The organism is Rhodococcus sp. ARC_M12, from assembly GCF_022810385.1.
Taxonomy (GTDB): domain Bacteria; phylum Actinomycetota; class Actinomycetes; order Mycobacteriales; family Mycobacteriaceae; genus Rhodococcoides; species Rhodococcoides navarretei.
Genome location: NZ_JALGQI010000001.1, coordinates 549,226 through 574,357 on the forward strand (window position 1 = coordinate 549,226; position 25,132 = coordinate 574,357).

At 66.4% G+C, this 25,132-nt stretch carries 23 protein-coding genes; 7 read left to right on the forward strand and 16 right to left on the reverse strand.

Going from position 1 to position 25,132, the window contains the following annotated elements; all coding sequences use genetic code 11:
* Nucleotides 1-96: 96 nt before the first annotated feature.
* Both MTX35_RS02560 and MTX35_RS02565 read left to right on the forward strand, forming a co-directional pair.
* Complete coding sequence (locus MTX35_RS02560) at nucleotides 97-753, forward strand: hypothetical protein (protein WP_243593431.1); 657 nt, start codon at nucleotides 97-99, stop codon at nucleotides 751-753.
* Entirely contained in the window at nucleotides 750-2,159 is a 1,410-nt protein-coding gene (locus MTX35_RS02565) for an alpha/beta-hydrolase family protein (protein ID WP_243593432.1), read from the forward strand. Before MTX35_RS02560 ends, MTX35_RS02565 begins: the two co-directional genes overlap by 4 nt.
* A 15-nt stretch (nucleotides 2,160-2,174) precedes the next feature.
* On the opposite strand, the gene MTX35_RS02570 is transcribed toward MTX35_RS02565, so the two are convergent.
* Genes MTX35_RS02570 through gatC form a run of 3 tightly spaced genes read right to left on the reverse strand, consistent with a single transcriptional unit; the run spans nucleotide 2,175 to nucleotide 5,032 of the window.
* On the reverse strand, nucleotides 2,175-3,257 hold the full coding sequence (locus tag MTX35_RS02570) for an esterase family protein (protein ID WP_243593433.1): 1,083 nt from the start codon (nucleotides 3,255-3,257) through the stop codon (nucleotides 2,175-2,177).
* A gap of 6 nt (nucleotides 3,258-3,263) precedes the next feature.
* Nucleotides 3,264-4,736 (reverse strand): Asp-tRNA(Asn)/Glu-tRNA(Gln) amidotransferase subunit GatA, encoded by a 1,473-nt coding sequence (gatA, locus tag MTX35_RS02575; protein WP_243593434.1) that lies wholly within the window; start codon nucleotides 4,734-4,736, stop codon nucleotides 3,264-3,266.
* Nucleotides 4,733-5,032 carry an Asp-tRNA(Asn)/Glu-tRNA(Gln) amidotransferase subunit GatC gene (gene gatC / locus MTX35_RS02580; protein WP_243593435.1) on the reverse strand — a complete coding sequence of 100 codons (300 nt, stop codon included), beginning with the start codon at nucleotides 5,030-5,032 and terminating at the stop codon, nucleotides 4,733-4,735. Before gatC ends, gatA begins: the two co-directional genes overlap by 4 nt.
* 279 nt (nucleotides 5,033-5,311) lie before the next feature.
* Between gatC and MTX35_RS02585 the strand changes: the two genes are divergently transcribed.
* Nucleotides 5,312-5,962, forward strand: coding sequence for an amino acid-binding protein (locus tag MTX35_RS02585; RefSeq protein ID WP_243593436.1), 651 nt, complete (start codon nucleotides 5,312-5,314; stop codon nucleotides 5,960-5,962).
* A gap of 15 nt (nucleotides 5,963-5,977) precedes the next feature.
* Here the strand turns inward: MTX35_RS02585 and ligA are convergent, their stop codons facing one another.
* The 10 genes from ligA to MTX35_RS02635 form a co-directional block, all read right to left on the reverse strand.
* Nucleotides 5,978-8,122: an NAD-dependent DNA ligase LigA gene (gene ligA / locus MTX35_RS02590; RefSeq protein WP_374230218.1), complete on the reverse strand. Its 2,145-nt coding sequence runs from the start codon at nucleotides 8,120-8,122 to the stop codon at nucleotides 5,978-5,980.
* Between the two features lie 41 nt (nucleotides 8,123-8,163).
* Complete coding sequence (locus MTX35_RS02595) at nucleotides 8,164-8,346, reverse strand: hypothetical protein (RefSeq protein ID WP_243593437.1); 183 nt, start codon at nucleotides 8,344-8,346, stop codon at nucleotides 8,164-8,166.
* A 66-nt stretch (nucleotides 8,347-8,412) separates the two neighbouring features.
* Nucleotides 8,413-9,600, reverse strand: a complete 1,188-nt coding sequence (locus tag MTX35_RS02600) for a diguanylate cyclase (RefSeq protein ID WP_243593438.1) — start codon at nucleotides 9,598-9,600, stop codon at nucleotides 8,413-8,415.
* Between the two features lie 133 nt (nucleotides 9,601-9,733).
* The gene (locus MTX35_RS02605) at nucleotides 9,734-10,753 is read right to left on the reverse strand and encodes a methionine synthase (RefSeq protein WP_243593439.1); all 1,020 of its coding nucleotides are present in this window, start codon (nucleotides 10,751-10,753) and stop codon (nucleotides 9,734-9,736) included.
* Nucleotides 10,750-11,838, reverse strand: coding sequence for a tRNA 2-thiouridine(34) synthase MnmA (mnmA, locus tag MTX35_RS02610; protein WP_243593440.1), 1,089 nt, complete (start codon nucleotides 11,836-11,838; stop codon nucleotides 10,750-10,752). The genes MTX35_RS02605 and mnmA overlap by 4 nt, the downstream gene beginning before the upstream one ends.
* On the reverse strand, nucleotides 11,838-13,076 hold the full coding sequence (locus MTX35_RS02615; protein WP_243593441.1) for a cysteine desulfurase family protein: 1,239 nt from the start codon (nucleotides 13,074-13,076) through the stop codon (nucleotides 11,838-11,840). Before MTX35_RS02615 ends, mnmA begins: the two co-directional genes overlap by 1 nt.
* A gap of 82 nt (nucleotides 13,077-13,158) precedes the next feature.
* Entirely contained in the window at nucleotides 13,159-14,088 is a 930-nt protein-coding gene (locus MTX35_RS02620) for a 1-acyl-sn-glycerol-3-phosphate acyltransferase (RefSeq protein ID WP_243593442.1), read from the reverse strand.
* Nucleotides 14,085-14,903 carry a GNAT family N-acetyltransferase gene (locus MTX35_RS02625; RefSeq protein ID WP_243593443.1) on the reverse strand — a complete coding sequence of 273 codons (819 nt, stop codon included), beginning with the start codon at nucleotides 14,901-14,903 and terminating at the stop codon, nucleotides 14,085-14,087. The genes MTX35_RS02620 and MTX35_RS02625 overlap by 4 nt, the downstream gene beginning before the upstream one ends.
* A 147-nt stretch (nucleotides 14,904-15,050) precedes the next feature.
* The gene (locus MTX35_RS02630; RefSeq protein WP_243593444.1) at nucleotides 15,051-16,007 is read right to left on the reverse strand and encodes an electron transfer flavoprotein subunit alpha/FixB family protein; all 957 of its coding nucleotides are present in this window, start codon (nucleotides 16,005-16,007) and stop codon (nucleotides 15,051-15,053) included.
* A gap of 42 nt (nucleotides 16,008-16,049) precedes the next feature.
* Nucleotides 16,050-16,850 (reverse strand): electron transfer flavoprotein subunit beta/FixA family protein, encoded by an 801-nt coding sequence (locus tag MTX35_RS02635; RefSeq protein WP_243593445.1) that lies wholly within the window; start codon nucleotides 16,848-16,850, stop codon nucleotides 16,050-16,052.
* 155 nt (nucleotides 16,851-17,005) lie between these two features.
* On the opposite strand from MTX35_RS02635, the gene MTX35_RS02640 reads away from it, so the two are divergent.
* The 3 genes from MTX35_RS02640 to MTX35_RS02650 are packed head-to-tail and all read left to right on the forward strand — an operon-like array spanning nucleotide 17,006 to nucleotide 20,636.
* Nucleotides 17,006-17,845 carry a methyltransferase domain-containing protein gene (locus tag MTX35_RS02640; protein WP_243593446.1) on the forward strand — a complete coding sequence of 280 codons (840 nt, stop codon included), beginning with the start codon at nucleotides 17,006-17,008 and terminating at the stop codon, nucleotides 17,843-17,845.
* A 23-nt stretch (nucleotides 17,846-17,868) separates the two neighbouring features.
* Complete coding sequence (locus MTX35_RS02645; RefSeq protein WP_243593632.1) at nucleotides 17,869-19,392, forward strand: glycoside hydrolase family 57 protein; 1,524 nt, start codon at nucleotides 17,869-17,871, stop codon at nucleotides 19,390-19,392.
* Nucleotides 19,389-20,636, forward strand: a complete 1,248-nt coding sequence (locus MTX35_RS02650) for a glycosyltransferase family 4 protein (protein ID WP_243593447.1) — start codon at nucleotides 19,389-19,391, stop codon at nucleotides 20,634-20,636. Before MTX35_RS02645 ends, MTX35_RS02650 begins: the two co-directional genes overlap by 4 nt.
* 7 nt (nucleotides 20,637-20,643) lie before the next feature.
* On the opposite strand, the gene MTX35_RS02655 is transcribed toward MTX35_RS02650, so the two are convergent.
* On the reverse strand, nucleotides 20,644-21,405 hold the full coding sequence (locus MTX35_RS02655) for an acyltransferase (protein WP_243593448.1): 762 nt from the start codon (nucleotides 21,403-21,405) through the stop codon (nucleotides 20,644-20,646).
* 151 nt (nucleotides 21,406-21,556) lie between these two features.
* Here MTX35_RS02655 and MTX35_RS02660 point away from each other — a divergent pair, with 151 nt between their 5' ends.
* The gene (locus MTX35_RS02660) at nucleotides 21,557-22,873 is read left to right on the forward strand and encodes a PQQ-binding-like beta-propeller repeat protein (RefSeq protein ID WP_243593449.1); all 1,317 of its coding nucleotides are present in this window, start codon (nucleotides 21,557-21,559) and stop codon (nucleotides 22,871-22,873) included.
* On the opposite strand, the gene MTX35_RS02665 is transcribed toward MTX35_RS02660, so the two are convergent.
* The gene (locus MTX35_RS02665) at nucleotides 22,861-24,033 is read right to left on the reverse strand and encodes a class I SAM-dependent methyltransferase (protein ID WP_243593450.1); all 1,173 of its coding nucleotides are present in this window, start codon (nucleotides 24,031-24,033) and stop codon (nucleotides 22,861-22,863) included. The two genes, MTX35_RS02660 and MTX35_RS02665, sit on opposite strands and share 13 nt — an antisense overlap.
* 40 nt (nucleotides 24,034-24,073) lie before the next feature.
* On the reverse strand, nucleotides 24,074-25,132 hold the full coding sequence (locus MTX35_RS02670; RefSeq protein WP_243593451.1) for a class I SAM-dependent methyltransferase: 1,059 nt from the start codon (nucleotides 25,130-25,132) through the stop codon (nucleotides 24,074-24,076).

Consider the following 25,132-nt stretch of genomic DNA (forward strand, 5'->3'; position numbering starts at 1 on the left):
GTACCGGGTCGCGCTCCGAACGCCCTCCACGGGCGCTGCAGAACGAGACCTGGGTCCGATGTTCGACGGGTCCGTCGCTCCTTAGCGTCGAACGCCATGAGCAGCAACACTTCTCGGAAATTCGCGTTTCTGGCGGGAGCGATCGTGGCGGTCACGTCCACGACCGGCGCAGCATCGAAACCGCCGGCTGCAGACTCGACTTCACCGGTCGCGGTGTCGCTGCACGCACTGATCACCGAGTCGCCGGACACCGCCGTCCTGAGCATTCCCGACGATTTCACGTCGGTGATGGGGTACCGGCCTCGGGTGCAGGACGACATCGCGGAGAACCCGCGCGGAGACTGTTCGTCGCCCGTACCCCTGCCGTCGGAGTTCGATTCCGCATGCAAGGCCCACGATCTGGGTTACGACCTCATTCGATACGCCGCTGCCACGGGAGCAACAGTGGACCCGGAGTGGCGCAGGTCGGTCGACGCCCAGCTCGAGACGCGCATGCACGCCGCCTGCGTGGACCGGGCCGACGACGGATCCCGTCGAGTATGCGACGCCGCCGCATCGGTGGCGTCAACCGCCGTTGACGTCAATTCCTGGCGACAGTCCTTCGGAGCACCGATGGCCGAACCCATGTTGCCGTTCGTGTCGGGCAGCGCAGGCATCGCGCTGATTGCGCTGTCGGTGACCGCAACCGGCCGGTATGTGCACCGACGCGCATTGTCGGCCGAACTGATGTCCGAGCCGGCGGTTCACGCATGATCGGCTCGATTGCCGGAGTCGCCGCAGTCGGCAGGCGAAGCGGTGCACGGACAGTCGACACTGCATCTTGGCCGTCGACTGGCAGCCGAGTTCCTCGAATCGGAACCTCCGTTGCACTCACCGCTGCGGTGATGGTGTCGTCCGCTCCTTCGTTGCTCCCACGGCCGGCCGCCACCCAAGCCGTGTTGACCGGTGTCCTGATGGCGAGTGCACTCGCCGTGATGTGGTCGGCCCGGCGCGCGCTCGGCTCACGGAAGCCCGATCGGGTGCGCCTGCGGGCCTGGGCGGCGGGTGCCGGGACACTGACGGCGATCGCGTCGTCGGTCGCGAATCTTCGGTGGCAGAACCGACTACGAGCCGCCATGGATTTCGACACGGTCGAGTGGCGGTACGCACTGGACGTCGCTGCAGGGGCTATCTGTGTTGCGCTGCTTCTCTGCGGACTGGGCCGTGCGGCCACGAGAATCGGCGGTGCACTCGGCGGTGATCGATCGGTGATCCTGATTGCGATTGCCGGTCTCATGGCGTACTTCGTTGCCGCACCCGCCGTCTGGTCTGCGATGTCGACCTCGTTCTCTGCCTCGAATTCGGCGCTCGACGATGCCGTGACCACTCCGAGCTCGACAACGAGGTCCGGGGCACCGGGTTCGCTCGTCCCGTGGCGCACCCTCGGCAGAGAGGGCCGGAAGTTCGTCTCCGGTGGTCTCGACCTCGAGACAGTGCGCACCTACGTGGGGCTCGATTCGGCACCCACGCTTGATCGGCGGGTCGCATTGGCCGTCGCGGACATGGATCGCGCCGGTGCCTTCGAGCGCAGCGTCGTGGTCGTCGCGATACCGACCGGATCGGGGTGGGTGGACGAGAACGCTGTCATCGGAGCCGAGAGCAGGTTCGGCGGCGATGTCGCCACGGTGGCGGTGCAGTACTCGAACAAGCCCAGTTGGGCGACGTTCCTGTTCGCCGAGGACGACGCGCGCCGCTCCGCGAACGCAATGGTTCGTGCGGTCGCTGCGCGAGCGGCGTCGGAATCGACACCGCCCGACGTGATCGTCTACGGCCAGAGTTTGGGTGCGGTGGCGGGAAGCGACGCGTACGTGTCGCTCGAGCGCAGCGATCCCAGTGTCTGCGGTGCCGTCTGGGCAGGTCCACCCGCCGGAGCCGTGAACGCGGAGGGCTCAACGGTAGTGGCCAATTCCTCCGATCCCGTCGTTCGCTGGTCCGCCGAGCTGCTGTGGTCACCGCCGCACACGTTGGCCACCCCGCCCGACGCACCGACGCCGATGTGGCTGCCCCTCGTGAGTTTCGTTCAGACGACCGTCGATCTCGCGGCGGCGCTCGACGTCGACGCAGGTCACGGCCATCGGTACGGAACCGACCAAGGTACGAGCATGCCACGGTGTCGGTGACGACACGTCCGGGCGTCAGTCGAGCAGCCCCAATCGTCCACCGAGCCAATCCATTTCCTGCTCCAGCGCCGGGGCCCACACCTGCATCGAGTGCCCACCGGGCAACTCGCTGTAGTGCACGTCGAGACCTGCAGCCTGTGCTGCAGAGAAGGCCCGCTCGGTTTGCGGTCGGAACTCCTCGTCGTCGGCACCGACTACGAAAGCACCGGCCGAATCGGGAAAGCTGATGCGCGAGAGAACGTCCAGCGGCGTCGCGCGCTCGAAACGCGCCTCGTTCGCCGGGGTGTCCGCGCCGAATGCCGCTGCGACGGACTCGCTTCTCGTGCCCCGGCGTTGCTCGTCCTCGCCTGAGATGTCGAGAAAGGTGGGATACACCGAGGGCGCAGTCACCGCCAGCTGCAACGCACACGTTCCCCCGTAGGAATAGCCGCCCACCGCCCAGGCTCTCGGATCCGAGGACACCCGAAAATTCGACCGAATCCACTGCGGCACATCGACGGACAGGTACGTAGCGGCATTTCCGAGGTCCGAATCCATGCACATCGGATTTGCCTCGGTGTCACCCAGGCCGTCGGCCACCACGACGATCGGGGCCGCACCGCCGTGACGTGCAGCGAAGGCGTCCATCGTCTGGGCCAGACGACCACCCTCGATCCAGTCGACGACATGGCCGGGTTGGCCGGTGAGAAGCACCAGCACAGGTAGGTCGCTCGTACCGGAGTCGTACGACGCCGGAAGGTAGACGGTCGCGGGCCGCGCGGCGAAATGCGACACCGTGCCGGGCACGTCCACGTCCATCAACCTGCCGGTGCCCTCGGTCTCGACGGCCGGTCGGTGGCCCAGCGCCACGGCCACCGTCGGGTATCGAGTGACGGTCAGATTGGTGAACACCGTCGCCGCGACCAGAAGCGACGCCACGAGACCGAGAGCACTCAGCGGGCCGAACACCGTTCCCAGTGCACGACCCCGCCTGACCCGCAGTACGACAGCGACGAGCAGCACAGCCGTGACGACAGCAGTTGCAGTCAACGCGACCGCGGGCACTGCACCGGACAGCAGGGGCAGATGAGCCAGATCGACGGCCCACCGATGCAGCACCTCGAACTACCTCAGAGCGCCGCGAGCGGTCTCGTACGCGGCACCGACACGGTAGAGCCGCTCGTCTGCGAACGCCGGGGCCATGATCTGAAGGCCCACCGGTAGCCCGTCCTCGGACGCGAGGCCCGACGGCACCGACATCGCGCAGTGGCCCGCGAGGTTCGTCGGCAGCGTGCACAGGTCGTTGAGATACATCGCCATCGGATCGTCGACCTTGTCGCCCAACGGGAATGCCGTCGTCGGGGTCGTCGGCGACACCAGCACGTCGACCTTCTCGTATGCGGCATCGAAGTCGCGTGCGATCAACGTGCGCACCTTCAGGGCCGAACCGTAGTAGGCGTCGTAGTAGCCCGCCGAGAGTGCGTACGTTCCGATCATGATGCGGCGCTTGACCTCCGGTCCGAACCCCTGCGCGCGCGTGGTGGCCATGACCTGCTCGGCACTGTGCTTGCCGTCGTCACCCGCGCGCAATCCGTACCGCATGCCGTCGAACCGAGCCAGGTTGGACGACACCTCCGACGGAAGAATCAAGTAGTAGGCGGCCAACGCATGCACGAAGTTGGGACACGACACCTCGACCACCTCGGCACCGAGCTCGGTGAGGGTGGCCACCGCGGCGTCGAACGACGAGATGACACCGGGCTGGTACTTGTCCGAGTGCAGTTCCTTGACGACACCGACGCGAACGCCCGCCAGGTCACCGCGAGCGCCTTCTCGGGCCGCTTGCACGACCGGTCGAACCGCCGTGTCCACCGACGTGGAATCTCGCGCGTCGTACCCGGCGATGACCTCGTGCAGCAACGCGGTATCGAGCACGGTTCGACCACACGGGCCGCCCTGATCGAGGGAGGACGCACAGGCGATCAGTCCGTAACGCGAGACGCTGCCGTAGGTCGGCTTGGTTCCCACGGTGCCGGTCAGGGCCGCCGGCTGACGAATCGATCCGCCGGTGTCGGTGCCGATGGCCAGAGGGGCCTGGTACGAGGCGAGCGCCGCTGCACTGCCTCCGCCCGAGCCGCCGGGAATCCGCGTGGTGTCCCAGGGGTTCTTGGTCGGTCCGTACGCCGAGTTCTCGGTCGACGAGCCCATCGCGAACTCGTCCATGTTGGTCTTGCCCAATACCGGAATGCCCGCGGCCCGCAGCTTCGAGGTCAACGTCGAGTCGTACGGCGACATCCACCCGTCGAGAATCTTCGATCCGGCCGTCGTCGGCATGTCCGTGGTGGTGAACACGTCCTTGAGCGCGAGCGGCACGCCGGCCAGGGCCGACGCGGGTGCCTGTCCCGCAGACAGCCCGGCATCGACGTCGGTCGCCGCCGAGAGTGCCTCGACTCCCGCGACATGCAGGAATGCGTGCAGGTCACCGTCGACCTCGGAGATCCGGTCCAGATGCGCCTGGGTCACCTCGACCGCGCTGACGTCACGAGCATGAATACGGGTGGCGAGCTCGGACGCATCGAGCTTCGTCAGGTCGGTCATTCGCTCTCTCCCAAGATCTGCGGCACCGCGAAACGGCCCTCTTCGGCGTTCGGTGCACCGGACAGCGATTGCTCCGGCGTCAGGCCGGGAACGATCACGTCGGGACGCGTCACGTTGACGATGTCGCTGGGGTTGGCCGTGGGCGGAACGTCGTCCGTCGCCACCTCCGCCACTGCCTTGACGTGATGAAGAATCGAATCCAGCTGGCCGGCGAACTCGTCGAGTTCGGCATCGCCGAGAGCCAATCGCGACAGCCGGGCGAGGTGGGCGACCTCGTCGCGGGAGATGTCTGGCACCGCGTAGACCCCTTTCACACAGTAGGAGCGGAGCCTGCCGAAGCGGCCCCGTATTTGTGCAGAGCGAACCGTTCAGGTTCGCGAACGCGGTCCAGCCTAGTGCGCAGCACTACGCAGGCTTCACTCACGCCTGGCGGCTGCTCCGGGTGTCAGAATTGTCACGGCTCGCGTTGCGCGAGGTACCGGACAGGTCGAAGATGCAAGGATTGCTCGCGCCGGGGTTCACCGTGTTCCCTTCGCAGTGGCCGAAGTACGCCAGAAGTCGACAAGGGAGCTGCCATGTCCTACCTGCTCCGCGTCCAGCTACCGGACCGTCCGGGCAGCCTCGGATCGTTGGCCGTCGCGCTCGGTTCGGTCGGGGCGGACATTCTCTCGCTCGACGTCATCGAACGTGGCGACGGCTATGCCGTCGACGATCTGGTGGTCGATGTCGCGCCCGGTTCGCTTCCCGACACGCTGATCACGGCCGCCGAGAACCTCGACGACGTCCGGGTCGATTCCATACGGCCGTACACCGGCGTGCTCGACACACACCGCGAGCTGGAATTGATCGATCGCGTCGCCGCGGCGTCCGATGACCGGCTGCAGGTGCTCGTCGACGGCGCTCCCCGCGTCCTGCGAGTGGGGTGGAGCACCGTCGTCGCCACCAACGCGCACGGCCCGTTCCGTCTCGTGGGGAGCTCAGGAGCTCCCGAGACCCACGCCGCCGAACTGCCGTGGTTCCCGTTGACAGCCCCCGCCGCCCTGGATGCCGACGCAGAGTGGGTCCCCCAGGTGTGGCGCGACATGGACACCAAGATCGCCGCTGCTCCCCTCGGCACCACCGGCACCGTGCTCATGCTGGGCAGACCGGGAGGTCCGGAATTCCGGCCGTCGGAGGTGGCCCGACTCGGATACCTCGCCGGCATCGTCGCGACGGTACTGAACTGACCAGTCCGCGCCCGATCAGTCCTGCGCGTCCGGTTCGGCCGGAGCCACCGCGTCGGGTCCCTCTGTCAACAACAGGGTGAAACCCGCTTCGTCCAGCACCGGTACGCCGAGCTCGATTGCCTTGTCGTGCTTGGAACCCGGGGCTTCGCCGACAACCACGAACGCGGTCTTCTTGGAGACCGAGCCCGCGGCCTTACCACCGCGCAGCAGAATCGCTTCCTTGGCTTCGTCGCGCGAATACGACGTCAACGACCCGGTGACCACGATCGAGAGTCCCTCGAGATTGCGCTCGATCGACGCGTCGCGCTCGTCCTCCATCCGCACACCGGCATTGCGCCACTTCTCGACGATGGCCCGGTGCCAGTCGACGTCGAACCACTCGGAAACAGCGGCCGCAATGGTGCCGCCTACCCCGTCCACCGCCGACAGCTCCTCGACGGACGCGGCCTCGATCAGCTCCAGGCTGCCGAATTCTCCGGCGAGGGCCCGTGCGGCGGAGGGGCCGACGTGGCGGATGGACAGGCTCACCAGCACTCGCCACAGGGGCTGATTCTTGGCGGTGGACAAGTTGTCGAGCAGTTTGCGTCCGGTGGCCGACAACGCGCCTGACTTGGTGCGGAAGATCGCCGTCTTCATCAGGTCGTCCTCGGTGAGCGAGAACAGATCGCCCTCGTCCTCGATCGCACCGGTGGCCAGAAGATCCGTCGCTGCTTCGTATCCGAGACCCTCGATATCGAATCGCTGCCGTTCGGCCACGAAGAACACCCGCTCGCGGCGTTGCGCCGGGCAGAACTGTGAATTGGGGCAGCGCAGGTCCGCGTCCCCGTCCTTGGCCGGCGCCAACGGCGTGGAGCATTCCGGACATTCGGTGGGCATGACGAACTCGGTCTCGTCACCGGTCCTGGCATCGGCGACCGGACCCAGCACCTCCGGAATGACCTCTCCCGCTTTGCGAATCGTGACGGTGTCACCGATCAGAACGCCTTTGCGTTTGACCTCCGACGCATTGTGCAGGGTTGCCAGAGACACCGTGGAACCCGCGACCAGCACCGGCGTCATGTACGCGAACGGGGTCACTCGCCCGGTTCGGCCGACGCTGACCCGAATGTCGAGCAGGGTGGTGGTGACTTCCTCGGGTGGATACTTGTACGCGATGGCCCACCGCGGTGCTCGCGACGTCGTTCCCAGCCGGCGGTGCAACGACATCTCGTCGATCTTGACCACCAGACCGTCGATCTCGTGTTCGACGTCGTGGCGGTGCTGGTCCCAGTAGTCGACCTTCTCGATGACGGCGTCGATGCCCTGCACGCGCGCAGTGTGGGTGGAGATCGGCAGACCCCACGCCTGCAGAGCCTCGTACGCGTGCCATTGCGAATCGGGGGTGAAGCCGACCATCCGTCCGAAGCCGTGACAGATCATGCCCAGACGTCGTTTCGAGGTGACGGCCGGGTTCTTCTGACGAAGCGAGCCTGCCGCCGAGTTCCGTGGATTGGCGAACGGGGGTTTGCCCTCCTCGACGAGTGCCGCGTTGAGCGCCTGGAAGTCCTCCAACCGGAAGAACACCTCACCGCGCACCTCGAGCAGCTCCGGGACGGGATACTCGTCGCTGCCGGTCAAGGTATCGGGGATGTCGTCGATCGTCCGAGCGTTCAGCGTGACGTCCTCGCCGGTACGCCCATCACCTCGGGTGGCACCGCGCACCAGAGTGCCGTTCTCATACACCAGGTTCAACGCCACGCCGTCGATCTTGACCTCGCACAGATAGTCCAGATCGGACCCTGCCTCGGTCTCGACCCGCTTGGCCCAGGCGCGAAGCTCGTCGTGATCGAACACGTTGTCCAGGCTCAGCATTCGTTCCAGATGGTCGACGGCGGTGAACTCCGTCGCGAAACCGCCGCCCACGAGTTGGGTCGGCGAGTCCGCCGTGCGCAGATCCGGGTGCGCTCGTTCGAGATCGTTCAGTTCGCGCAGCAGAGCGTCGAACTCACCGTCCGACACGATGGGCGAATCGCGTACGTAGTAACGGAACTGATGTCCACGTACTTCCTCGGCCAGCGTCTGCCACCGTTCACGGTCGGCGGAGGTGGCGGGATCGAGTTCGACTCCGGCAGCCTCGGCGGCATCGTCGGTTCCTGCAGGCAGTTCGGTCGGTTCGGGCACGTCTCGAAGATTATCCGAACCCACCGACAGGCAGGCACCGACTATCTCCCCATCAACCCCAGCAACAGCGTCGCACTGACGAGCGCCACCGCGCAGATACCGGCGGTCAGCGCGAAACCGTTCACGAAGGATTCTGCGTAGATGCCGCCCAGCACGGAGGCCATCACCGACAGCAGCACTCCGGCGGGCAATCCACGTCGTTGGGCGTCCGATAACCGATGCATCGGACGATCATCGCAGAAGCTCCGACCCGAGCGCACCGGCGCGGTGGCCGCGGGTGGTTCGGGTTCTCAGATCTCGTCGATGACCAAACTGTTGCCGCCGGACTGCTTGGACCGGTACATCGCTGCGTCCGCCGTCCGTGCTGCCCTTCCGACCACCGATTTGCCCACGTCCCACAGGGCGGAGTCCTCGCGGAGCAGTGCCATTCCCACGCTGACGGTGACGGGGATCTCGTCTCGGCGGTCGGCGAGCACCCGAACCGCGTCGAAGCCGAGATCGACCATCCCCCGCGCGTCGCCGACCATCGCGACCAGGAATTCCTCGCCGCCGGTTCGGGCGAGCACACCGCCCTGGTGCCGCACGAGGCGGCGCAGCCGATCGGCGACTCGAACGATCACCTCGTCGCCGCGGCTGTGCCCGAAGTTGTCGTTGACGGCCTTGAACTTGTCGATGTCGACCACGAGGAAAGCCATGGACATGGTCCCTCTGTCCGCCTGTTGCCACAGATCGAGCAGTTCACTGTCGATGCCGCGCCGGTTGTACACCCCGGTCAACGGGTCGAGCACGGACCTCTTGGCATCGTTGGACAGCGTCGTCCACGCCACCTGGGCGAACACGGGTACTCCGACGGTGGCGAGAAGGAGAACCACGGTGGCCGTTGCCACCGAAGGCCCATCGATGTACGCGACCTCGCCGTTCATCACTGCCACGAACACGCGGATGCCGAACCCGATGATGAACGTCGCGGTCCACACCAGGTGCGCGACGAGCAATCGAGGGCTGAGAAAGTACGTACAGAACGCCCCGGTGACGGCGAAGAGCACCGTCCCGATCAGCGAGGCAACGGGCGCGTAGAGCAGCAGAACCGACGTGGTCAGAATGTCACCGAAGGCGAGGAATCCCACGAAGAACTTCTTGCCCGGAATCGGGCCCAACACGCACCGTGCGGCGACGAGCACCTGAATCACCAGTACGAAGAAGACCCACCCGATTGCCAGGGAGCCGCGTGGACCGAGATCGGAGAACAGCATCAGAATCGAGGTGAGCGCGTACATGAGTACCGCCGAGCCGAACACGACCCGAATGATCCCGGTCAGCGGTCGGGTCGATCGGTGGTTGATGATCCACTCGAAATCGTGCGGCGCTCGATACCAATCGGAGGTGGCCGCGGCCAGTTTCGCTACCAGACCTCGACGGTGCCTGCCCGAACGCCGGCGGGAGGCAACCTCATCGAAGTCGCGACCACCTGATGCCATTTCTCGAACTCCCACCGATTCAACAGACCCCCGACGGCCATGTGAATAGTGTCACACCTGTTCGACGCCCTAAAAGTCGTGGGCTCGAACGGAGCGAAGTCTGCGGCACAGGACGCCGACGCGCTGTGCGATCTCACAACGAATCCGGTGAATCTCCGAACGCAGCGGCCACGTCCCGGGCGAGTCCTGTTGCGCGACGGGCCCACTCCAGTGTGCTGCCGGCCAATCCGCACGTAGGAGTCACCGAAATCAGAGAGGCGAGAACAGATCTGTCGAAACCGAGGCGGTCGATCAACGTGACACCCGGCTCGGCCAGTTCGCGCCAATGGGGTGGCCGCACGGGGTGTTCGGACGGAATCAACCCGAGCATCAACGTCTTGCCGGATTGCAGCAGCTCGCCGACCCCGTCGAAGTCGCTGCGGCGCAGCGCCGTCGCGTCGACGGCGACCGCAGCGGCACGCGAACGGCGAAGCAGATCGAAGGGAACGTCGCCGTCGCAGCAATGCACCGCGACGGGACGGTCGATCGTCTCGATCAGCGAATCGAGGAGGTCGAGAACATCCGGTTGTGGGACTGCCCGCACCGAATCGAGCCCGGTGATGCCCGTCAGGCTGCCGGCCAGAACGGCTGCGAGACTGGGCTCGTCGAGCTGAACGACGACGTCGGCTCCCAGGCGATGCGCCAACTCAGCGCAATGCAGACGCAGTCCCTCGCCGAGGGACTCCGCGAAATGCCGTAGGGCCCCGCGATCGGTGAGGGCTCGATGCCCGTGCCGAAGTTCGACCTGCGCTGCCATCGTGAACGGCCCGGCGGCCTGCACCTTGACGGTGCGGCCGCTGCCGCGCAGCCCCGACACCTCCCACAGTTCCTCGAGTACATCGAGGTCCTCGGCGAGAAAATCGGCTGCGCGACGGCCGGCGAGCATCGGACGTGGCACCACGCGATAACCGGAGGTGCGCACGTCGAGTTCGACGTCGACCATGATGGCTCCGGTGCGACCGATCATGTCCGCTCCGAGGCCGCGAGCCGGAAGCTCGACGAGGTGCGGAAGTTCGGCGAACTCGCCGACGACGACGGCTGCTGCTTCACGGATGTCCGTACCCGGCCACGAACCGATCCCGGTCGCCAGCCCTGCGAAAGTGCTCGGGGTCACTCGCGCTCGGATCGAGTGCCCGAGATGGTCGAGCTGCCGATGACGATGTCTCCGTGAATGTCCTTGCGGTACAGCACCGCTGCCTGCCCCTTGGCGACACCGGTCAGCGGAGTCCGCAGCTGGATCTCCATCCCGTCGCCCGCGGCCTCGGCGACGGCCTCGGTCAGCCCGCCGTGCGCGCGAACCTGGACGACACATTCGATGGGGCCGGTCGGAGCACTGCCCTCGGTCCACACCGCGCGGTCTCCGCTGATCGCCCAGACGTCGAGCTTCTGCGCAGAACCGACCATGACGGTGCCGCTCTCCGGTTCGATCGAGGTGACGTAGCGGGGACGACCGTCGGCGGCAGGACCTTCGACACCGAGGCCCTTGCGTTGCCCGATGGTGAAACCGTGTACGCCCTCGTGGTCTGCCAGTTCGGCTCCGGTCTCGGAGTCGACGACCTTGCCCGGGCGCACACCGATGTGTGCGCCGAGGAACGCGCGCGTGTCGCCCGAGGGAATGAAGCAGATGTCGTGGCTGTCGGGCTTGTCCGCAACGGCGAGCCCACGCTCGGCCGCTTCCTCGCGGATCTCCGATTTGGGGGTGTCTCCGATGGGGAACATCGCGCGCGAGAGCTGGGCCTGATTCAGTACGGCCAAGACGTACGACTGGTCCTTGTCTGCGTCCACGGCCCGGCGTAGGACTCCGTCGTGCAATTGCGCGTAGTGCCCGGTGGCGACGGCATCGAAGCCCAGTGCCAGGGCCCGGTCCGCCAGAGCGGAGAACTTGATCTTCTCGTTGCAGCGCAGGCACGGATTGGGCGTCTCGCCTGCGGCATAGGAAGCGACGAAATCGTCGATGACGTCCTCTTTGAAGCGATCGGCGAAATCCCATACGTAGAACGGGATTCCGAGCACGTCGGCAGCTCTGCGAGCATCACCTGCGTCCTCCTTGGAGCAGCACCCGCGCGATCCGGTGCGCAGAGCGCCCGGAGCCGTCGAGAGAGCAAGGTGCACACCGACGACATCGTGGCCCTCGTCCACGGCACGGGCCGCGGCCACGGCCGAGTCGACTCCCCCGCTCATAGCAGCCAGAACACGCATCAACGATTTCCTCCTCGAGCTCCGACACCGGCAAGTCCGGCGGCACGAGCACGTTCGACGACCTGCGGCAGCGCCGCAAGCACAGTGGTGACGTCCGAATCGGACGAGCCGGCTCCCAGCGAGAACCGAAGCGATCCGCGAGCCACAGCGGGATCGCACCCGAGCGCGATCAGTACATGACTGGCGCTGGCCACGCCTGCGGTGCACGCTGAACCCGTCGAGCATTCTATGCCCGCCGCATCGAGCAGCATCAACAACGAATCGCCTTCGCAACCCGGGAAGGTGAAGTGCACGTTGCCCGCGAGTCGGTCGTCGCCTTCCGGGCCGTTGAGGATGGCGTCGGGAACGGCATCTCTGATTCCGACGATCAACCGATCGCGCAACGCTCGCAGTTCGGCACGGTGCCGAGCCGAGTTCTGCACCGTCGTTCGCAGCGCGGCTGCCATCGAAACGACGCCTGCTGTGTCCGGGGTGCCGGATCGAACGTCTCGTTCGTGTCCCCCACCGTGAAAGAGCGGAACACACGGAACCTGGCGGCCGAGCAGCAGCGCGCCGATACCTTGGGGGCCGCCGAACTTGTGTGCGGCGATACTGAGTGCGGACAGACCGCTTTCGGCGAAATCGACGGGCAGATGCGGGACCGCCTGGACCGCATCGCTGTGCATCGGAACCCCGTATTCGGCGGCCACGGAAGCGAGCTCGGCGATCGGCATGACGGTGCCGATTTCGTTGTTGGCCCACATCACCGTGACCAGCGCGGTCTCGTCTGCGTGCAAGGCCAATTCGGCGCGCAGCACATCGGCGGTGACCCGTCCCTCGGTGTCGACCGGGAGCCAGGTCACACGTGCACCTTCGTGCGCAACGAGCCACTCCACTGCATCGAGCACCGCGTGATGCTCGACCGAGCTGGCGATGATCCTGGTCAGTGCGGCATCGGAGTCCCGCCGAGCCGCGAAGATGCCCTTGACGGCGAGGTTGTCGCTCTCGGTACCGCCGGAGGTGAAGATCACCTCGGAGGGACGCGCGCCGAGGTCTGCAGCGATCGACTCGCGAGATTCCTCCACTCGACGCCGAGCGGATCGACCGGAGGTGTGCAGCGAGGACGCGTTGCCCACCGTGGCGAACACAGAGGTCATCGCCTCGATCGCGCTCGGCAGCATCGGGGTCGTCGCTGCGTGATCGAGATACACCGGTGGCCGCGGCGGGGCGGAAGCAGTCGTACTGCGCACAGAAGGCATGACAGGCTAGACGATACCCGCTGTCGTGACCGCGGACCTACCCGCGCGAGGTGGGTCCGCGGTCACTGCGATCGACGCTCGGTCAGGCCGCCGCAACCGTCGGCGACATCGGGCTGCGTTCGGCCTCGGCCATCACCCCGTGCACCGAAGGGTCGTAGACGTCCTTCCGGGGTCGTTCCACAGGCTCCACTCCGTCGTCGCGGCGAATTGCCACCTCGCAGCGCCGCGCCAGGTCGCGTCGATCGCCGCCGGGTGCCTCCGGGGCCGTGAACTCCACCTCGGCACGTACTCCTCGGAGTCGAAAGATACGCCCGATGGACGCGCCGATCGTTTCGTCGCCCACGAAGCATGTGGCGGTGGTCTGCTCGCCGGTCCGGTCGAGGTAGCGCAGCCGAATCGGCTGCACCCAGGTCTCCGAGTCGATCGCGGCCTGCAGCAACGCCGGCCGAAGCGATCCGTATGCACGACCACACCAGGTGGTGGCCTCGGGGAAGACGACGACCGAACCACCGGCGCGGACGCGGTCGGCCACCTGATCGACGACGTCGGGGAGCTGATGCAGTCGAGCTCGATCGATCGGGAGCACCTTCATGGCGCGCGCAAGGCGGCCGAGCACCGGCCAGTCGATCAGGTCGGCACGCGCGACGAACGTCGACGGCCGAACCGCGGTGAGTACCACGACGTCGGTCCAGGAGATGTGACCGGCGACGTGCAGGGCACCCGCAGCGGTTCGGGAGCGTTCCCGCTCGGACCGGGCGTCGAGCACGGTCAGATCGATGCCGATGGCGAACAGCAGTGTGCGAGCACCGATCCGCGTCAGCGAACGGCGAACCCGCGGGAAAGGAACCCCGAGGACGACCAACACCGGCAGCAACCCGAACGCCAGCAGTGCCAGCACGACACGGAGCACGAGGACGATGCGTCCGACCGTCGGTGGGTTCTTCGGCAGACAGCCGTCGCTGCACGGCGAGGACGGCAGCCAGGCGTGAGCGTGCGCGATGGACTGCGTCACCGGACACCCGACTCGAACGTTGTTGCGGCCGAGCGCAATCGGTCGAGGTAACGAGTGTTGGCCTCGTGCAGGCCGAGTAGAGCGACGAAATCTGCGACACCGAATTCGGGATCGTGTGCGGGCTCACCGCAGATGGAGGCTCCGAGTCGGAGATAGCCGTTCATCAACGGCGGCATCGACGTTCGTTGCGCGGGTTCGATGTCGACCAGATCGACCCCGTCGACGACGACCGGAGCATACGGCCGGACCCGCCGGTCGATCGGCGTAGCGTGCTTGTCCAACAGGCGGTCTCGAACACTGCGAACGTTGGCCCCGATGGGGTCCCCGGGTGCCGACTGCATGGGCACCGACACACAGCCCATCACCCACTCGTATCCCGTCACATCGAGGTAGTGCAGAATTCCGGCCCACATCAGCCCGAGCACGGATCCGGATCGATGATCGGGATGAACTGCTGCCCTGCCCATTTCGACGATATTCATGCCGACTGGATCGAGTGCGGAGATATCGAATTCGGTTGCGGTGTAGTACCCGCCCGCAGACACGGCGGCCTGCGGCGGCAACATGCGATAGCAGCCGACGAACGTGTCGGTCCACGTGTCACGAACGAGCAGGTGGTCGCAGAATTCGTCGAACCGATCGGCGTCGAGGCCGTCGGTGTCGGTGGGAATGGAAAAGCCCGGCTCGGACGCGAACACCTCGTAGCGCAGACGCTGCGCCGCGAGTCGATGCTCCGGGTCGGTGGACAACACCAGCGAGTAGCGGTCGGTGGCCGGGACGATCGAGGCAGTGGAGCTCATGACGGAAGTGGTCATGAGGTGTGTCTAACGAGCCAGGAAGACTACCGGGCGTCGACGGGGGAACGTGTCGGAAGAGTTTGCATGAACAAGGTTGCCCGCCTCACGGGAGAAGGCCCCCACCGTCGACGCGGTGAGGGCCTTCTCGGAGAACAGCGACTGTGGCTATCCCTTGTGCTTCTTCACTGCATCGGTCAGCTGCGGTGCGACGTTGAAGAGGTCACCGACGATGCCGTAATCGGCGATCTCGAAGATGGGCGCTTCCTCGTCCTTGTTGACCGCGACGATCGTCTTCGAGGTCTGCATGCCTGCACGGTGCTGGATGGCTCCGGAGATACCCAGTGCCACGTACAGCTGTGGTGAGACGGTCTTGCCCGTCTGGCCCACCTGGAACTGGCCCGGGTAGTAGCCGGAGTCCACGGCAGCGCGCGAGGCACCCACTGCGGCACCCAGCGAGTCGGCGAGGTCCTCGACGACGGTGAACTTGTCGGCGCTGCCGACACCACGTCCGCCGGAGACGACGACCGATGCCTCGGTGAGCTCCGGACGGTCGCCGCCGACGATCGGATCACGCGAGGTGACCTTGACGGCCCCCTCTTCCTGCGCGGGGACCTCGACGGTTTCGCGGGTGCCCGCACCGGCCTTCGGCTCGGCCTCGACCGCACCGGGGCGCAGCGAGATGACCGGGACGTCGCCGTTGGCCTTGGCCTCGACGGTGAACGCGCCACCGAAGATGGAGTAGACGGCACTGCCGTCGCCGTTGATCGCGACGACGTCGTTGTGGTAGCCCGAGCCCAGGCGTGCTGCGAGTCGGCCCGCAACTTCCTTGCCCTCGATCGTGGCCGCGGTGATGATCGCTGCCGGCGAGACCGACTCCGCGAGGGCCGACAGCACGTCGACCTTCGGGGTGACGAGGAATCCGTCGACTGCATCGGATTCGGCGGCGTAGATCTTCTCGGCACCGGCTTCGGTCAGCGCGTCGGCGACCTTGTCGGTGGTGCCGACCGGGCCGGTGACGACCGCGGACGGCTCACCCAGCGCGCGAGCAGCGGTGATCAGCTCGGTGCTGACCTTCTTCAGTGTTCCCTCGACGTGCTCCACGAGCACGAGTACTTCTGCCATGACTTGCTCCTCGTTTGTCTTCGATTGCTCGGTGGGGCGGGATCAGATGATCTTCTGGCCGACGAGGTAGGTGGCGATCTTGTCGCCGCCGTCGCCCTCGTCGGTGAGCCGCTCGCCTGCAGTCTTGGGAGGCTTCGGGGTGGACGAGGTGACTGTCGTGCCTGCGTTGTCGACACCGACGATGCCGTCCTCGACACCGATGTCGGCGAGTGTGATGGTCTGCACCGTCTTCTTCTTCGCGGCCATGATGCCCTTGAACGACGGGAAGCGCGGCTCGTTGATCTTCTCGGTGACGCTCACGATGGCGGGCAATGTGGCCTCGAGGCCGAAGATGCCTTCGTCGGTCTCCCGCTCGCCGCTGACCTTGCCGTCGGCGACGGTGAGCTTGCGCAGCTGCGTCAGGGCCGGGATCTGGAGGTACTCGGCGATGATCGCGGGAACGGCACCGGTACGACCGTCGGTGGCCTCGTTGCCTGCGATGATGAGATCGGCCGGCTCGTCGTTCTCGAACGCGACATTGCCCAGCGCTGCGGCCAGGGCGTATCCGGTCTGGATCGCGTCGGAGCCGTGCAGAGTGGGGTCGTTGAGGTGCACGGCGCTGTCCGCACCCATCGACAGAGCCTTGCGGATGGCGTCGGTGGCGCGATCGGGACCTGCGGACAGGACCTTCACCTCACCGCCCTGAGCTTCCTTGATGAGCAGTGCTTCTTCGACGGCCCGCTCGTTGATCTCGTCGAGGACGGCGTCGGCAGCCTCGCGATCGAGGGTGTAGTCACCGTCGGTGAGCTTGCGCTCGGACCACGTGTCTGGAACCTGCTTGATCAAAACAACGATGTTCGTCATGGGTCTGCGTCGACCTCCTGGTCATGTTCTGCTGATCGTGAGTGTTCTAACGGTTACTGCAGTTCTACGGTCTGGGACGAGGTTACCTCACCGTAGTTACTCGTGGGTAACTTGCCTCCCTGCCTGTCCGACCATACATCCGCGCCCCGACTGTTATGGAGACCACGTTGGCTTACCTCACCCGCGCCTCCACTAACCTTCCGTCGGTGAACGATTCATCGGCTCAGGCACCGGCACCGGAACCACTCCCCCTCACCGGGGAGCGCACGGTGCCCGGCATCGCCGAGGAGAACTACTGGTTCCGCCGACACGAGGTGGTCTACCGCGCTCTGGTCGAACGCTGCCGAGACCGCACCGTCCTCGAAGCCGGATCCGGAGAAGGCTACGGAGCCAACATGATTGCCGATGTCGCGACGCATGTCCTCGGTCTCGACTACGACGCGTCGGCGGCCGAACACGTGCGCGTGCGCTACCCGAGGGTGACGATGCTGCGCGGCAACCTCGACCGCCTTCCCGTCGCCGATTCCTCGGTCGACGTCGTCGTCAACTTCCAGGTGATCGAGCATCTCTGGGACCAGGGCGCGTTTCTCGCCGAGGTGCACCGTGTCCTCAAGCCCGGAGGAACTCTGTTGATCAGCACGCCCAACCGCATCACGTTCTCCCCCGGCCGCGACACTCCGCTCAACCCCTTCCACACCCGCGAGCTCGATGCGGGCGAACTGACCGAGCTCCTCGTGGACGCTCGGCTCGAGGTCGACGAACTCACCGGGGTTCGGCACGGCCGCACGCTGGCCGCCCTCGACGCCAAGCACGGCGGTTCGTTCATCGACGCCCAGATCGAACGAGCCCTGGCCGGCGAACCCTGGCCCGAGGAGCTCACCGCGGACGTCGCGGCGATCTCGATCGACGACTTCGACATCACCGCCGAAAACATCGACGCCAGCCTCGACCTGGTCGCCGTCGCCACCAAGAGCTCGAGCGCGGTGATCGGGTGACATCCGGTGCCACCGTGCCGGGCATGTTCTCCCTCGTGCTGCACTCCCACCTGCCGTGGCTGGCCAATCACGGGCGCTGGCCCGTCGGCGAGGAATGGCTGTATCAATCATGGGCGGACTGCTACCTGCCGCTCACCGCGGCTCTGGAGCGACTGGCCGACGATGGCCACACCAACGTGTTGTCGCTGGGGATCACCCCGGTGCTGGCCGCCCAGCTCGACGATCCGCACTGCCTGTCCGGGATGCACCACTGGCTCGGCAACTGGCAGCTACGGGCCCACGAGGCGACCGACCGAGATCTGTCGATTCGCGAGCACCGAGGTTCCGCCGCCGCCCTCGATCGGTTCGAGACCCGGTGGCGGCACGGTGGGTCCGCCGTACTGCGGCCTCTGATCGACGCCGGGACCGTGGAACTGCTGGGCGGACCGCTGGCACACCCGTTCCAGCCGCTGCTCGATCCTCGACTCCGTGCATTCTCACTCCGGGAGGGCCTGCTCGATGCCCGCGCCCGGTGGGGTGCCACGCCCCGAGGCATCTGGGCGCCCGAGTGCGGTTTCACCCCCGGCATGGAGACCGAGTACGCCGCGGCCGGGGTCTCGCACTTCATGGTCGACGGCCCCGCGATGCGCGGTGACACCTCTCTGGGCAGGCCGGTGTGGAACTCCGACGTGGTCGCGTTCGGACGCGACCTGCCGGTCAGCTACCGCGTCTGGTCACCGAAGTCGGGCTATCCCGGCCACGGCGCCTATCGGGACTTCCACACCTACGATCACGACACCGGCCTCAAGCCTGCGCGCGTCACCGGCCGCACGGTCGCCTCGCACGACAAGGCACCCTACGACCCCGAGCGTGCCGCGGCGACGGTGGACCGCCACGTCGCCGACTTCGTCGATGTGGTGCGCAGGCGCCTGATCTCCGAATCCGAGCGAATCGGCCGCGACGCTCTGGTCGTGGCCGCATTCGACACCGAGCTGTTCGGACACTGGTGGCACGAGGGCCCGCAATGGCTGGAGAAGCTCATGCGCGCACTCCCGGCCGCCGGAATCACCGTCGGCACGCTGAACGACGCGCGCGAGCATGGGTACGTCGGTGCACCGCTCGAACTGCAGGATTCCTCGTGGGGATCAGGCAAGGACTGGCGGGTGTGGGCGGGCGACGACGTCGCCGACCTGGTGGCGCTGAACTCCGAGGTCTCCCGGACCGCTCTCGACGCCATCGACAGCGCCAGGGAGGAACAGCGTCGCACCGGTGGACCCGAACCGCGCAATCGGATCAACGATCAGATACTGCGTGAGACACTGATGGCCGTAGCCAGCGACTGGGCGTTCATGGTCAGCAAGGATTCCGCCGCAGGTTATGCACGGGAGCGGGCGCACGTCCACGCGCACGCGCTGCGCGAGATCGCCGCCGCCGCCGCGAGCGAATCGCCTGCCCGGGCGAACGACTTGGCGCAGCAGTGGAACCGCGCGGACGGATTGTTCCCTGCATTGGACGCGCGCCGGCTGCCCGGTGCCCACGAGCGAATAAGTGCAGGGGGGCCTCGATGAGGATTCTGATGGTGTCGTGGGAGTACCCACCCGTGGTGGTCGGCGGCCTGGGTCGGCACGTTCATCACCTGGCGACCGAGTTGGTCCGCTGCGGCCACGAAGTCGTCGTACTCTCGCGCCGACCCACCGGAACCGACGCCGCCACCCATCCGACGTCACACCACATCGAAGACGGTGTACTGGTGGTCGCCGTCGCCGAGGATCCGGCGCACTTCGTCTTCGGAGAGGACATGCTCGCGTGGACTCTCGCGATGGGCCATGCGATGGTGCGCGCCGGCGTCGCGCTGGGCAAACCGGGACTGGGCGAGGGCTGGCAGCCCGACGTCGTCCACGCTCACGACTGGCTGGTCGCGCACCCCGCGATCGCTCTGGCCGAGTTCTACGACGTGCCGCTGGTCTCGACCATCCACGCCACCGAGGCCGGAAGACACAGCGGCTGGATCTCCGGCCCCGTGAACCGTCAGGTGCATTCCATCGAGTGGTGGCTCGCCAACGATTCCGACGCGGTCATCACGTGCTCGTCGTCGATGAAGGACGAGGTCACCACCCTGTTCGGAGTACCCGAGTCGGCGGTGAAGGTGATTCGCAACGGAATCGACCGATCCACCTGGCACTTTCGGCGACGAGAGCCTCGATCGGAGCCGGCCAAGTTGCTCTACGTCGGCCGGCTCGAGTACGAGAAGGGCATCCAGGACGCCATCGCGGCCCTCCCGCGCATTCGACGAAGCCACCCGGGAACCACCCTGCACATCGCCGGCGAGGGAACGCAGTTCGCCTGGTTGGCAGGGTTGGCGCGCACCCACCGCGTCGCCCGAGCGGTGTCTTTCCTCGGCAATCTGGATCACGCCGAACTGCTCGGATGGCTGCACGGGGCCGACGCCATCGTCCTACCCAGTCGGTACGAGCCCTTCGGCATCATCGCTCTCGAGGCCGCGGCGGCGGGCACCCCGTTGGTCGCGTCGACCGCGGGTGGTCTCGGTGAGGCGATCGTCGACGGTGTGACGGGCCTGTCCTTCGCACCTGCCGACGTCGGCGGGCTGGCCGCGGCCGTTCGCACAGTTCTCGACAACGCCGACGCCGCGCAGGAACGGGCCGTGGCCGCCCGCGAACGCCTCACCGTTGATTTCGACTGGAAGCACGTCGCCGAATCGACGGCCCAGGTCTATCTGGAAGCCAAGCGCAAAGTTCGACATCCGCTGGGCCGCCCGCACATAGTCGAACGCGCTCTCCCCGGCCGTACCTGAGCCAGGGTCAGTTCTCCCGCGCCGCCTCGGCCTGTCCTAGAGCCTTCTTGCGAGCGATATCTTCCAGCGCGGCAATGTACTTCGCGCGTTCGGCGGCACCGGCCTCCCAGGCGACCTTGCGATTGCGGACGACCTTGGCCGGCGCGCCGACGGCGATGCTGTAATCGGGGATCTCGCCCTTGACCACGGCATGGGCACCGAGCACGCAGCCACGCCCGATCCTGGTTTCGCGCAGAATCGTCACCTTGGCCGCGATCCACGTGTCCGGTCCGATTCGCACCGGCCCCTTGACGATTCCCTGATCCTTGATGGGCATGTCCACATCGTCCATCCGATGATCGAAATCGCAGATGTAGCACCAGTCGGCCACCAGCGTCGACGCGCCGATCTCGATGTCGAGGTAGGTGTTGACGACGTTGTCCTTGCCGAACACCACCTTGTCGCCGATCCGCAGCGAACCCTCGTGGCAGCGAATGGCATTGCCGTCGCCGATGTGAACCCACCGGCCGATCTCGAGCCGAGAGAGCTCGGGTGTGGAATGAATCTCGACGTTCTTGCCGAGAAACACCATGCCCTTGAGGATCACGTGCGGGTTGGCGAGCTTGAACTTCGCGAGGCGGTAGTACCGAACGAGGTACCAGGGCGTGTACGCCTTGTTGGCGAGCACCCAGTCGAGGGACGCGCGCGTGAGGAACCGCGCCTGTTCGGTGTCGCGTCGCCTCGACCCGCGCCAGCGTGTTCGCAGCGGCGCGTTCCACATACTCGTCATGGACGTTCACCCTAGTTTCTCGTTCGCCCCCTCTCTGCCGCCACCCTCGCGCGGGCTAGGGTTGCCTGTCGACTGTTGTTCGTCGGCGAGTCGAACAACAGCACGGCCCGGCACCATGTCGGGCACGGACTCGAAGCATGGGGAGCGATCGATGCGCGGCGTCAGGGCCAAGGGCAGGACCGGCAGAAGGGTCACTGCAGTAGCGGCAGCGTTGGCACTGGTGAGCGGCTGCGGCACCGACACGTCGGCCATCGAACCGCTGTCCCCCGATTCGTGGCCTGCGGCGCAGGCGAATTCCCACAACAGCGCTGCTACCGCAGTGTCGGTCGCAACTCCTCTGTCACTGGACTGGACGCGCCCCACCGGCGGCCCCGTGACCTCGCCGGTCTCCATCGGATCCACCGGTCAGATGTTCGTCACCGCTGCCACCGAATCCGGCTGCAACCTCTTCTCCTTCGAGATCGAGTCTGCGCGCAAGCGCTGGTGCAATCGCGTCGGGCCGTCCGTCGTCACCGCCACTCCTACCGTCGATTCGGCGATCAACGTCTACATCGGCGACGACGGCGGCATGAACTCGTACAACGACCACGGACAACTGCGGTGGCGCACACCGGTGTACGGAGTGCCCAAGTCCGCCCAGTTCCTCGGCGACGGCAGCGTGCTCTCGATCACCCAGACGGGCCAGGTCAGCGTGCTGGATTCGCAGAACGGGCAGCTTCGGGTGCCGATACTCGATCTGGTTCCGACGCCGAACTTCCTGACCGACCCGAACACCGATTTTCTCCCGGTCGATACCGGACTCGCGCAGTGCACCTCGGGTGAATCCGAATGCCCCGTGCCCGCTGCGCCGGCGGTCGACAGCGCGACCGGAACGATCTACCTGACGCTGTGGCGTCCGGGTTCGATTGCGCCACAGCTCGTTTCCCTGCAGTACGACCGCGACGGTTCCCCCGGACTCACCGAGCGTTGGTCCTCGGACCTGCTGCCCGCCGGGGTCGCGTCGAGTCCGGTGCTGTCCGAGGACGGATCGACGGTCTACCTGGCCGATGTCGACGGGAGGCTGACCGCGTTCGACTCGGCCGACGGTCGACAGAAGTGGACCGAGGGCACCGGGCTCGGCATCGGTGCCAGTCCCTCGATCGCCTCGGACGGCACGATCGTGCCGTCGGGCGGCGACGGCACTCTCGTCGGTTTGCGCGACAACGGTGATTCGGTCGAGCGAGTCTGGGTGCGCGACGACGTCGAACAGGCAGGCAGCGCAGCGCAATCCGCCGACGGACGTGGGCACACCGTCGTTCGTGAGGACGACGGACTTGCACTGTTCACGTTCGATGCAGCCACCGGTGAGACGGTGGACGTGCAGCCCGTTCCCGACGTCGTCGGCACCACTGTCGGCACGTCCATCGGACCGGACGGCCAGGTCGTCACGGCGAGCTATCTCGGCGAGATCTTCACCTACACCGGCTGACCGACGGCACCGGGAGCGCAGACGAACGCCACCGCGGACCGATCGATTCGGGCGATCACCACCGAGAGTGCCACGGAACCGCGAAGTTTGAGCTTGGGACGCAGTATCGCGGGATCGACGTCGACTCCGCGGACCAGAATTTCCACCGAGCCGCAGTCCAACCGATTCAGTTGTTGCCGAAGCACTTTTTCCGAGAACTTCGCCTGCTCCAGAATGGGAAAGCCGCGCACCCCGGTGGGGATCGTGTCGCCGGTCAGATATGCGATCCTCGGATCGAGTTGCCACAGACCGAATCTGGCACCGTAGTGCCGAACCAGACCGGCCCGGACCACTGCGCCGTCGGGGTCGACGATGTAGCGCCCCGGCGGCCGAACCGGGATGTCGTCGGACTCGGCATCGGTCAATTCCAGAACACTGCCGTCGGACCGGAGAACGGACGCGCGACGCCGAACACCGTTCTCGCTCAGACCTTCCGACCAGAGACAGGCCTCACGCACTCCCCCGTCGAGCGAGACCACCTCGATCTCGCCGGTCCAATCGACGGCGTCGAAATCCAGGCCGGGCGCACATTTGACGACCAGATCTCGGCCGCGATAGGCGTCGAACAGGTCCGGTAACGGAGGTTGTAGTGCTGCCGGATCGTGGCGTCGACGGCCGCCCGCTCGGCGTCCGGGATCGGCAACGACGACGGTTCCCCGAGTGATGGGCGTCAGCGCGTCGGCCCGCAGCACGGTGGCACCCGGGACGTTGTGTGCGGCCATGCGCAGCCGAATCGGGTCGAGATCGCTGCCTACTGCCACATCGGCCGTGCTGACCAGTGCGGCCAATTCGCTACCGATCGAACACGTGACGTCGTGCACCCGACGGCCGGCCAGCCGAGTCGCGCGTCTGCGTGCGACCATCGTCGGAGTCGCCTGCTGGACGGCCTCGTCGGTCACCAGCCAGTGATCGGAGTCGAGCAACTTCACTCGGGCCTTGCGGCGGACCGTCACGGTTTCGATCAGTGCACTCGCATGGTCGGGGAAGCGAGTGCGCACCCAGGCCGTGTCTCGCACCGACGTTCGAGCGCCGAGCTCGAGATCGTCGACCGCAGCAAGAGCACCGGCACCGGCCTTACTTCGGAGGAAGTCGAGGTCGGTGCCGGTGAATTCGTAGCCCACTAGCGGACTCGAGCGCAGAGTCTGCGGCGGTCCGAGCCGATCAAGCGCGAGGAGCGGGCTTGGTGCCGGTGATCATCACGTTGTAGAACAGCCCGCGCGGTACGACGTGCTGCAACACGTTCTCGTCGACCCAACTGAGCGTCTTCCAGCCGCCGAAGGCGAACTTCGCCCAGTTCCAGCCCAATTTGCCCGCGGGAACTGCGGCCTCGAACGTGCGCACCGGCCACCCGAGCAGCGCGGCGGCGAACTCCTCGGTGTTCGCCTGCACGTGCTCGGCACCGGCCGACAACGCGATGTTCTCGAGATCGGAGGGATCGAACGTGTGCAGGTCGACGACGGCCTCGAGCGCAGCGGCTCGCGAGGACTCGTCGAGCTCTTCCTGCGGCTTGCGCCAGCTCGCCAGGAACGGCAGCTTGGTCACGCGAGTGGTCGTTTCCCAGGTGATGCGACCGAGCCAGCGAGCGTAGAAGTTGCCGACTGTGGTCGGTTCGCCCGCGAAGACGAAGCGCCCGCCGGGCTTGAGTACGCGCAGCACCTCGCGCAGCGACTGCTCGACGTCCGGGATGTGGTGGAGCACAGCGTGCCCGACGACCAGATCGAAGGTGTTGTCCTCGTACGGGATGGTTTCTGCGTCGGCCACGCGCCCGTCCACATCGAGACCGAGGTGCTCGGCATTGCGCAGCGCAACCTTCACCATTCCCGGGGACAGGTCGGTGACGGAGCCCTTGTCGGCGATACCCGCCTGCATCAGATTGAGCAGGAAGAAACCGGTTCCGCAGCCCAACTCCAAGGCGCGGCCGTACGGCAGCGCGGACTGCGCCGACGCGTCACCGGACACCGCCTGATCGAACCTGCCACGGGCATAGTCGATGCATCGCTCGTCGTAGGAGATCGACCACTTGTCGTCGTAGGTCTCGGCTTCCCAGTCGTGGTACAGAACCTGCGCCAGTTTGGTGTCCGACCGTGCAGCCTCGACCTGCTCGGCAGTGGCGTGGGGGTTCGGGGCTGGATCGACCTGGCGGTCACCGGCGTCGGCCGAGACCAAGGGCGTCACATTCGAGAGAGATCGATTGACACCGTCGTGGGGGCTTGCAGTCAT

What these genes read in the sequence shown, in the direction of transcription:
- MTX35_RS02560 (WP_243593431.1), top strand. Translation starts at nt 97, where the DNA reads ATGAGCAGCAACACTTCTCGGAAATTCGCGTTTCTGGCGGGAGCGATC.
- MTX35_RS02565 (WP_243593432.1), top strand. Translation starts at nt 750, where the DNA reads ATGATCGGCTCGATTGCCGGAGTCGCCGCAGTCGGCAGGCGAAGCGGT.
- gatA (WP_243593434.1), bottom strand. Translation starts at nt 4,736, where the DNA reads ATGACCGACCTGACGAAGCTCGATGCGTCCGAGCTCGCCACCCGTATT.
- MTX35_RS02585 (WP_243593436.1), top strand. Translation starts at nt 5,312, where the DNA reads ATGTCCTACCTGCTCCGCGTCCAGCTACCGGACCGTCCGGGCAGCCTC.
- MTX35_RS02595 (WP_243593437.1), bottom strand. Translation starts at nt 8,346, where the DNA reads ATGCATCGGTTATCGGACGCCCAACGACGTGGATTGCCCGCCGGAGTG.
- MTX35_RS02600 (WP_243593438.1), bottom strand. Translation starts at nt 9,600, where the DNA reads ATGGCATCAGGTGGTCGCGACTTCGATGAGGTTGCCTCCCGCCGGCGT.
- mnmA (WP_243593440.1), bottom strand. Translation starts at nt 11,838, where the DNA reads ATGCGTGTTCTGGCTGCTATGAGCGGGGGAGTCGACTCGGCCGTGGCC.
- MTX35_RS02615 (WP_243593441.1), bottom strand. Translation starts at nt 13,076, where the DNA reads ATGCCTTCTGTGCGCAGTACGACTGCTTCCGCCCCGCCGCGGCCACCG.
- MTX35_RS02625 (WP_243593443.1), bottom strand. Translation starts at nt 14,903, where the DNA reads ATGACCACTTCCGTCATGAGCTCCACTGCCTCGATCGTCCCGGCCACC.
- MTX35_RS02630 (WP_243593444.1), bottom strand. Translation starts at nt 16,007, where the DNA reads ATGGCAGAAGTACTCGTGCTCGTGGAGCACGTCGAGGGAACACTGAAG.
- MTX35_RS02635 (WP_243593445.1), bottom strand. Translation starts at nt 16,850, where the DNA reads ATGACGAACATCGTTGTTTTGATCAAGCAGGTTCCAGACACGTGGTCC.
- MTX35_RS02640 (WP_243593446.1), top strand. Translation starts at nt 17,006, where the DNA reads ATGGAGACCACGTTGGCTTACCTCACCCGCGCCTCCACTAACCTTCCG.
- MTX35_RS02645 (WP_243593632.1), top strand. Translation starts at nt 17,869, where the DNA reads ATGTTCTCCCTCGTGCTGCACTCCCACCTGCCGTGGCTGGCCAATCAC.
- MTX35_RS02650 (WP_243593447.1), top strand. Translation starts at nt 19,389, where the DNA reads ATGAGGATTCTGATGGTGTCGTGGGAGTACCCACCCGTGGTGGTCGGC.
- MTX35_RS02655 (WP_243593448.1), bottom strand. Translation starts at nt 21,405, where the DNA reads ATGACGAGTATGTGGAACGCGCCGCTGCGAACACGCTGGCGCGGGTCG.
- MTX35_RS02660 (WP_243593449.1), top strand. Translation starts at nt 21,557, where the DNA reads ATGCGCGGCGTCAGGGCCAAGGGCAGGACCGGCAGAAGGGTCACTGCA.
- MTX35_RS02670 (WP_243593451.1), bottom strand. Translation starts at nt 25,132, where the DNA reads ATGACTGCAAGCCCCCACGACGGTGTCAATCGATCTCTCTCGAATGTG.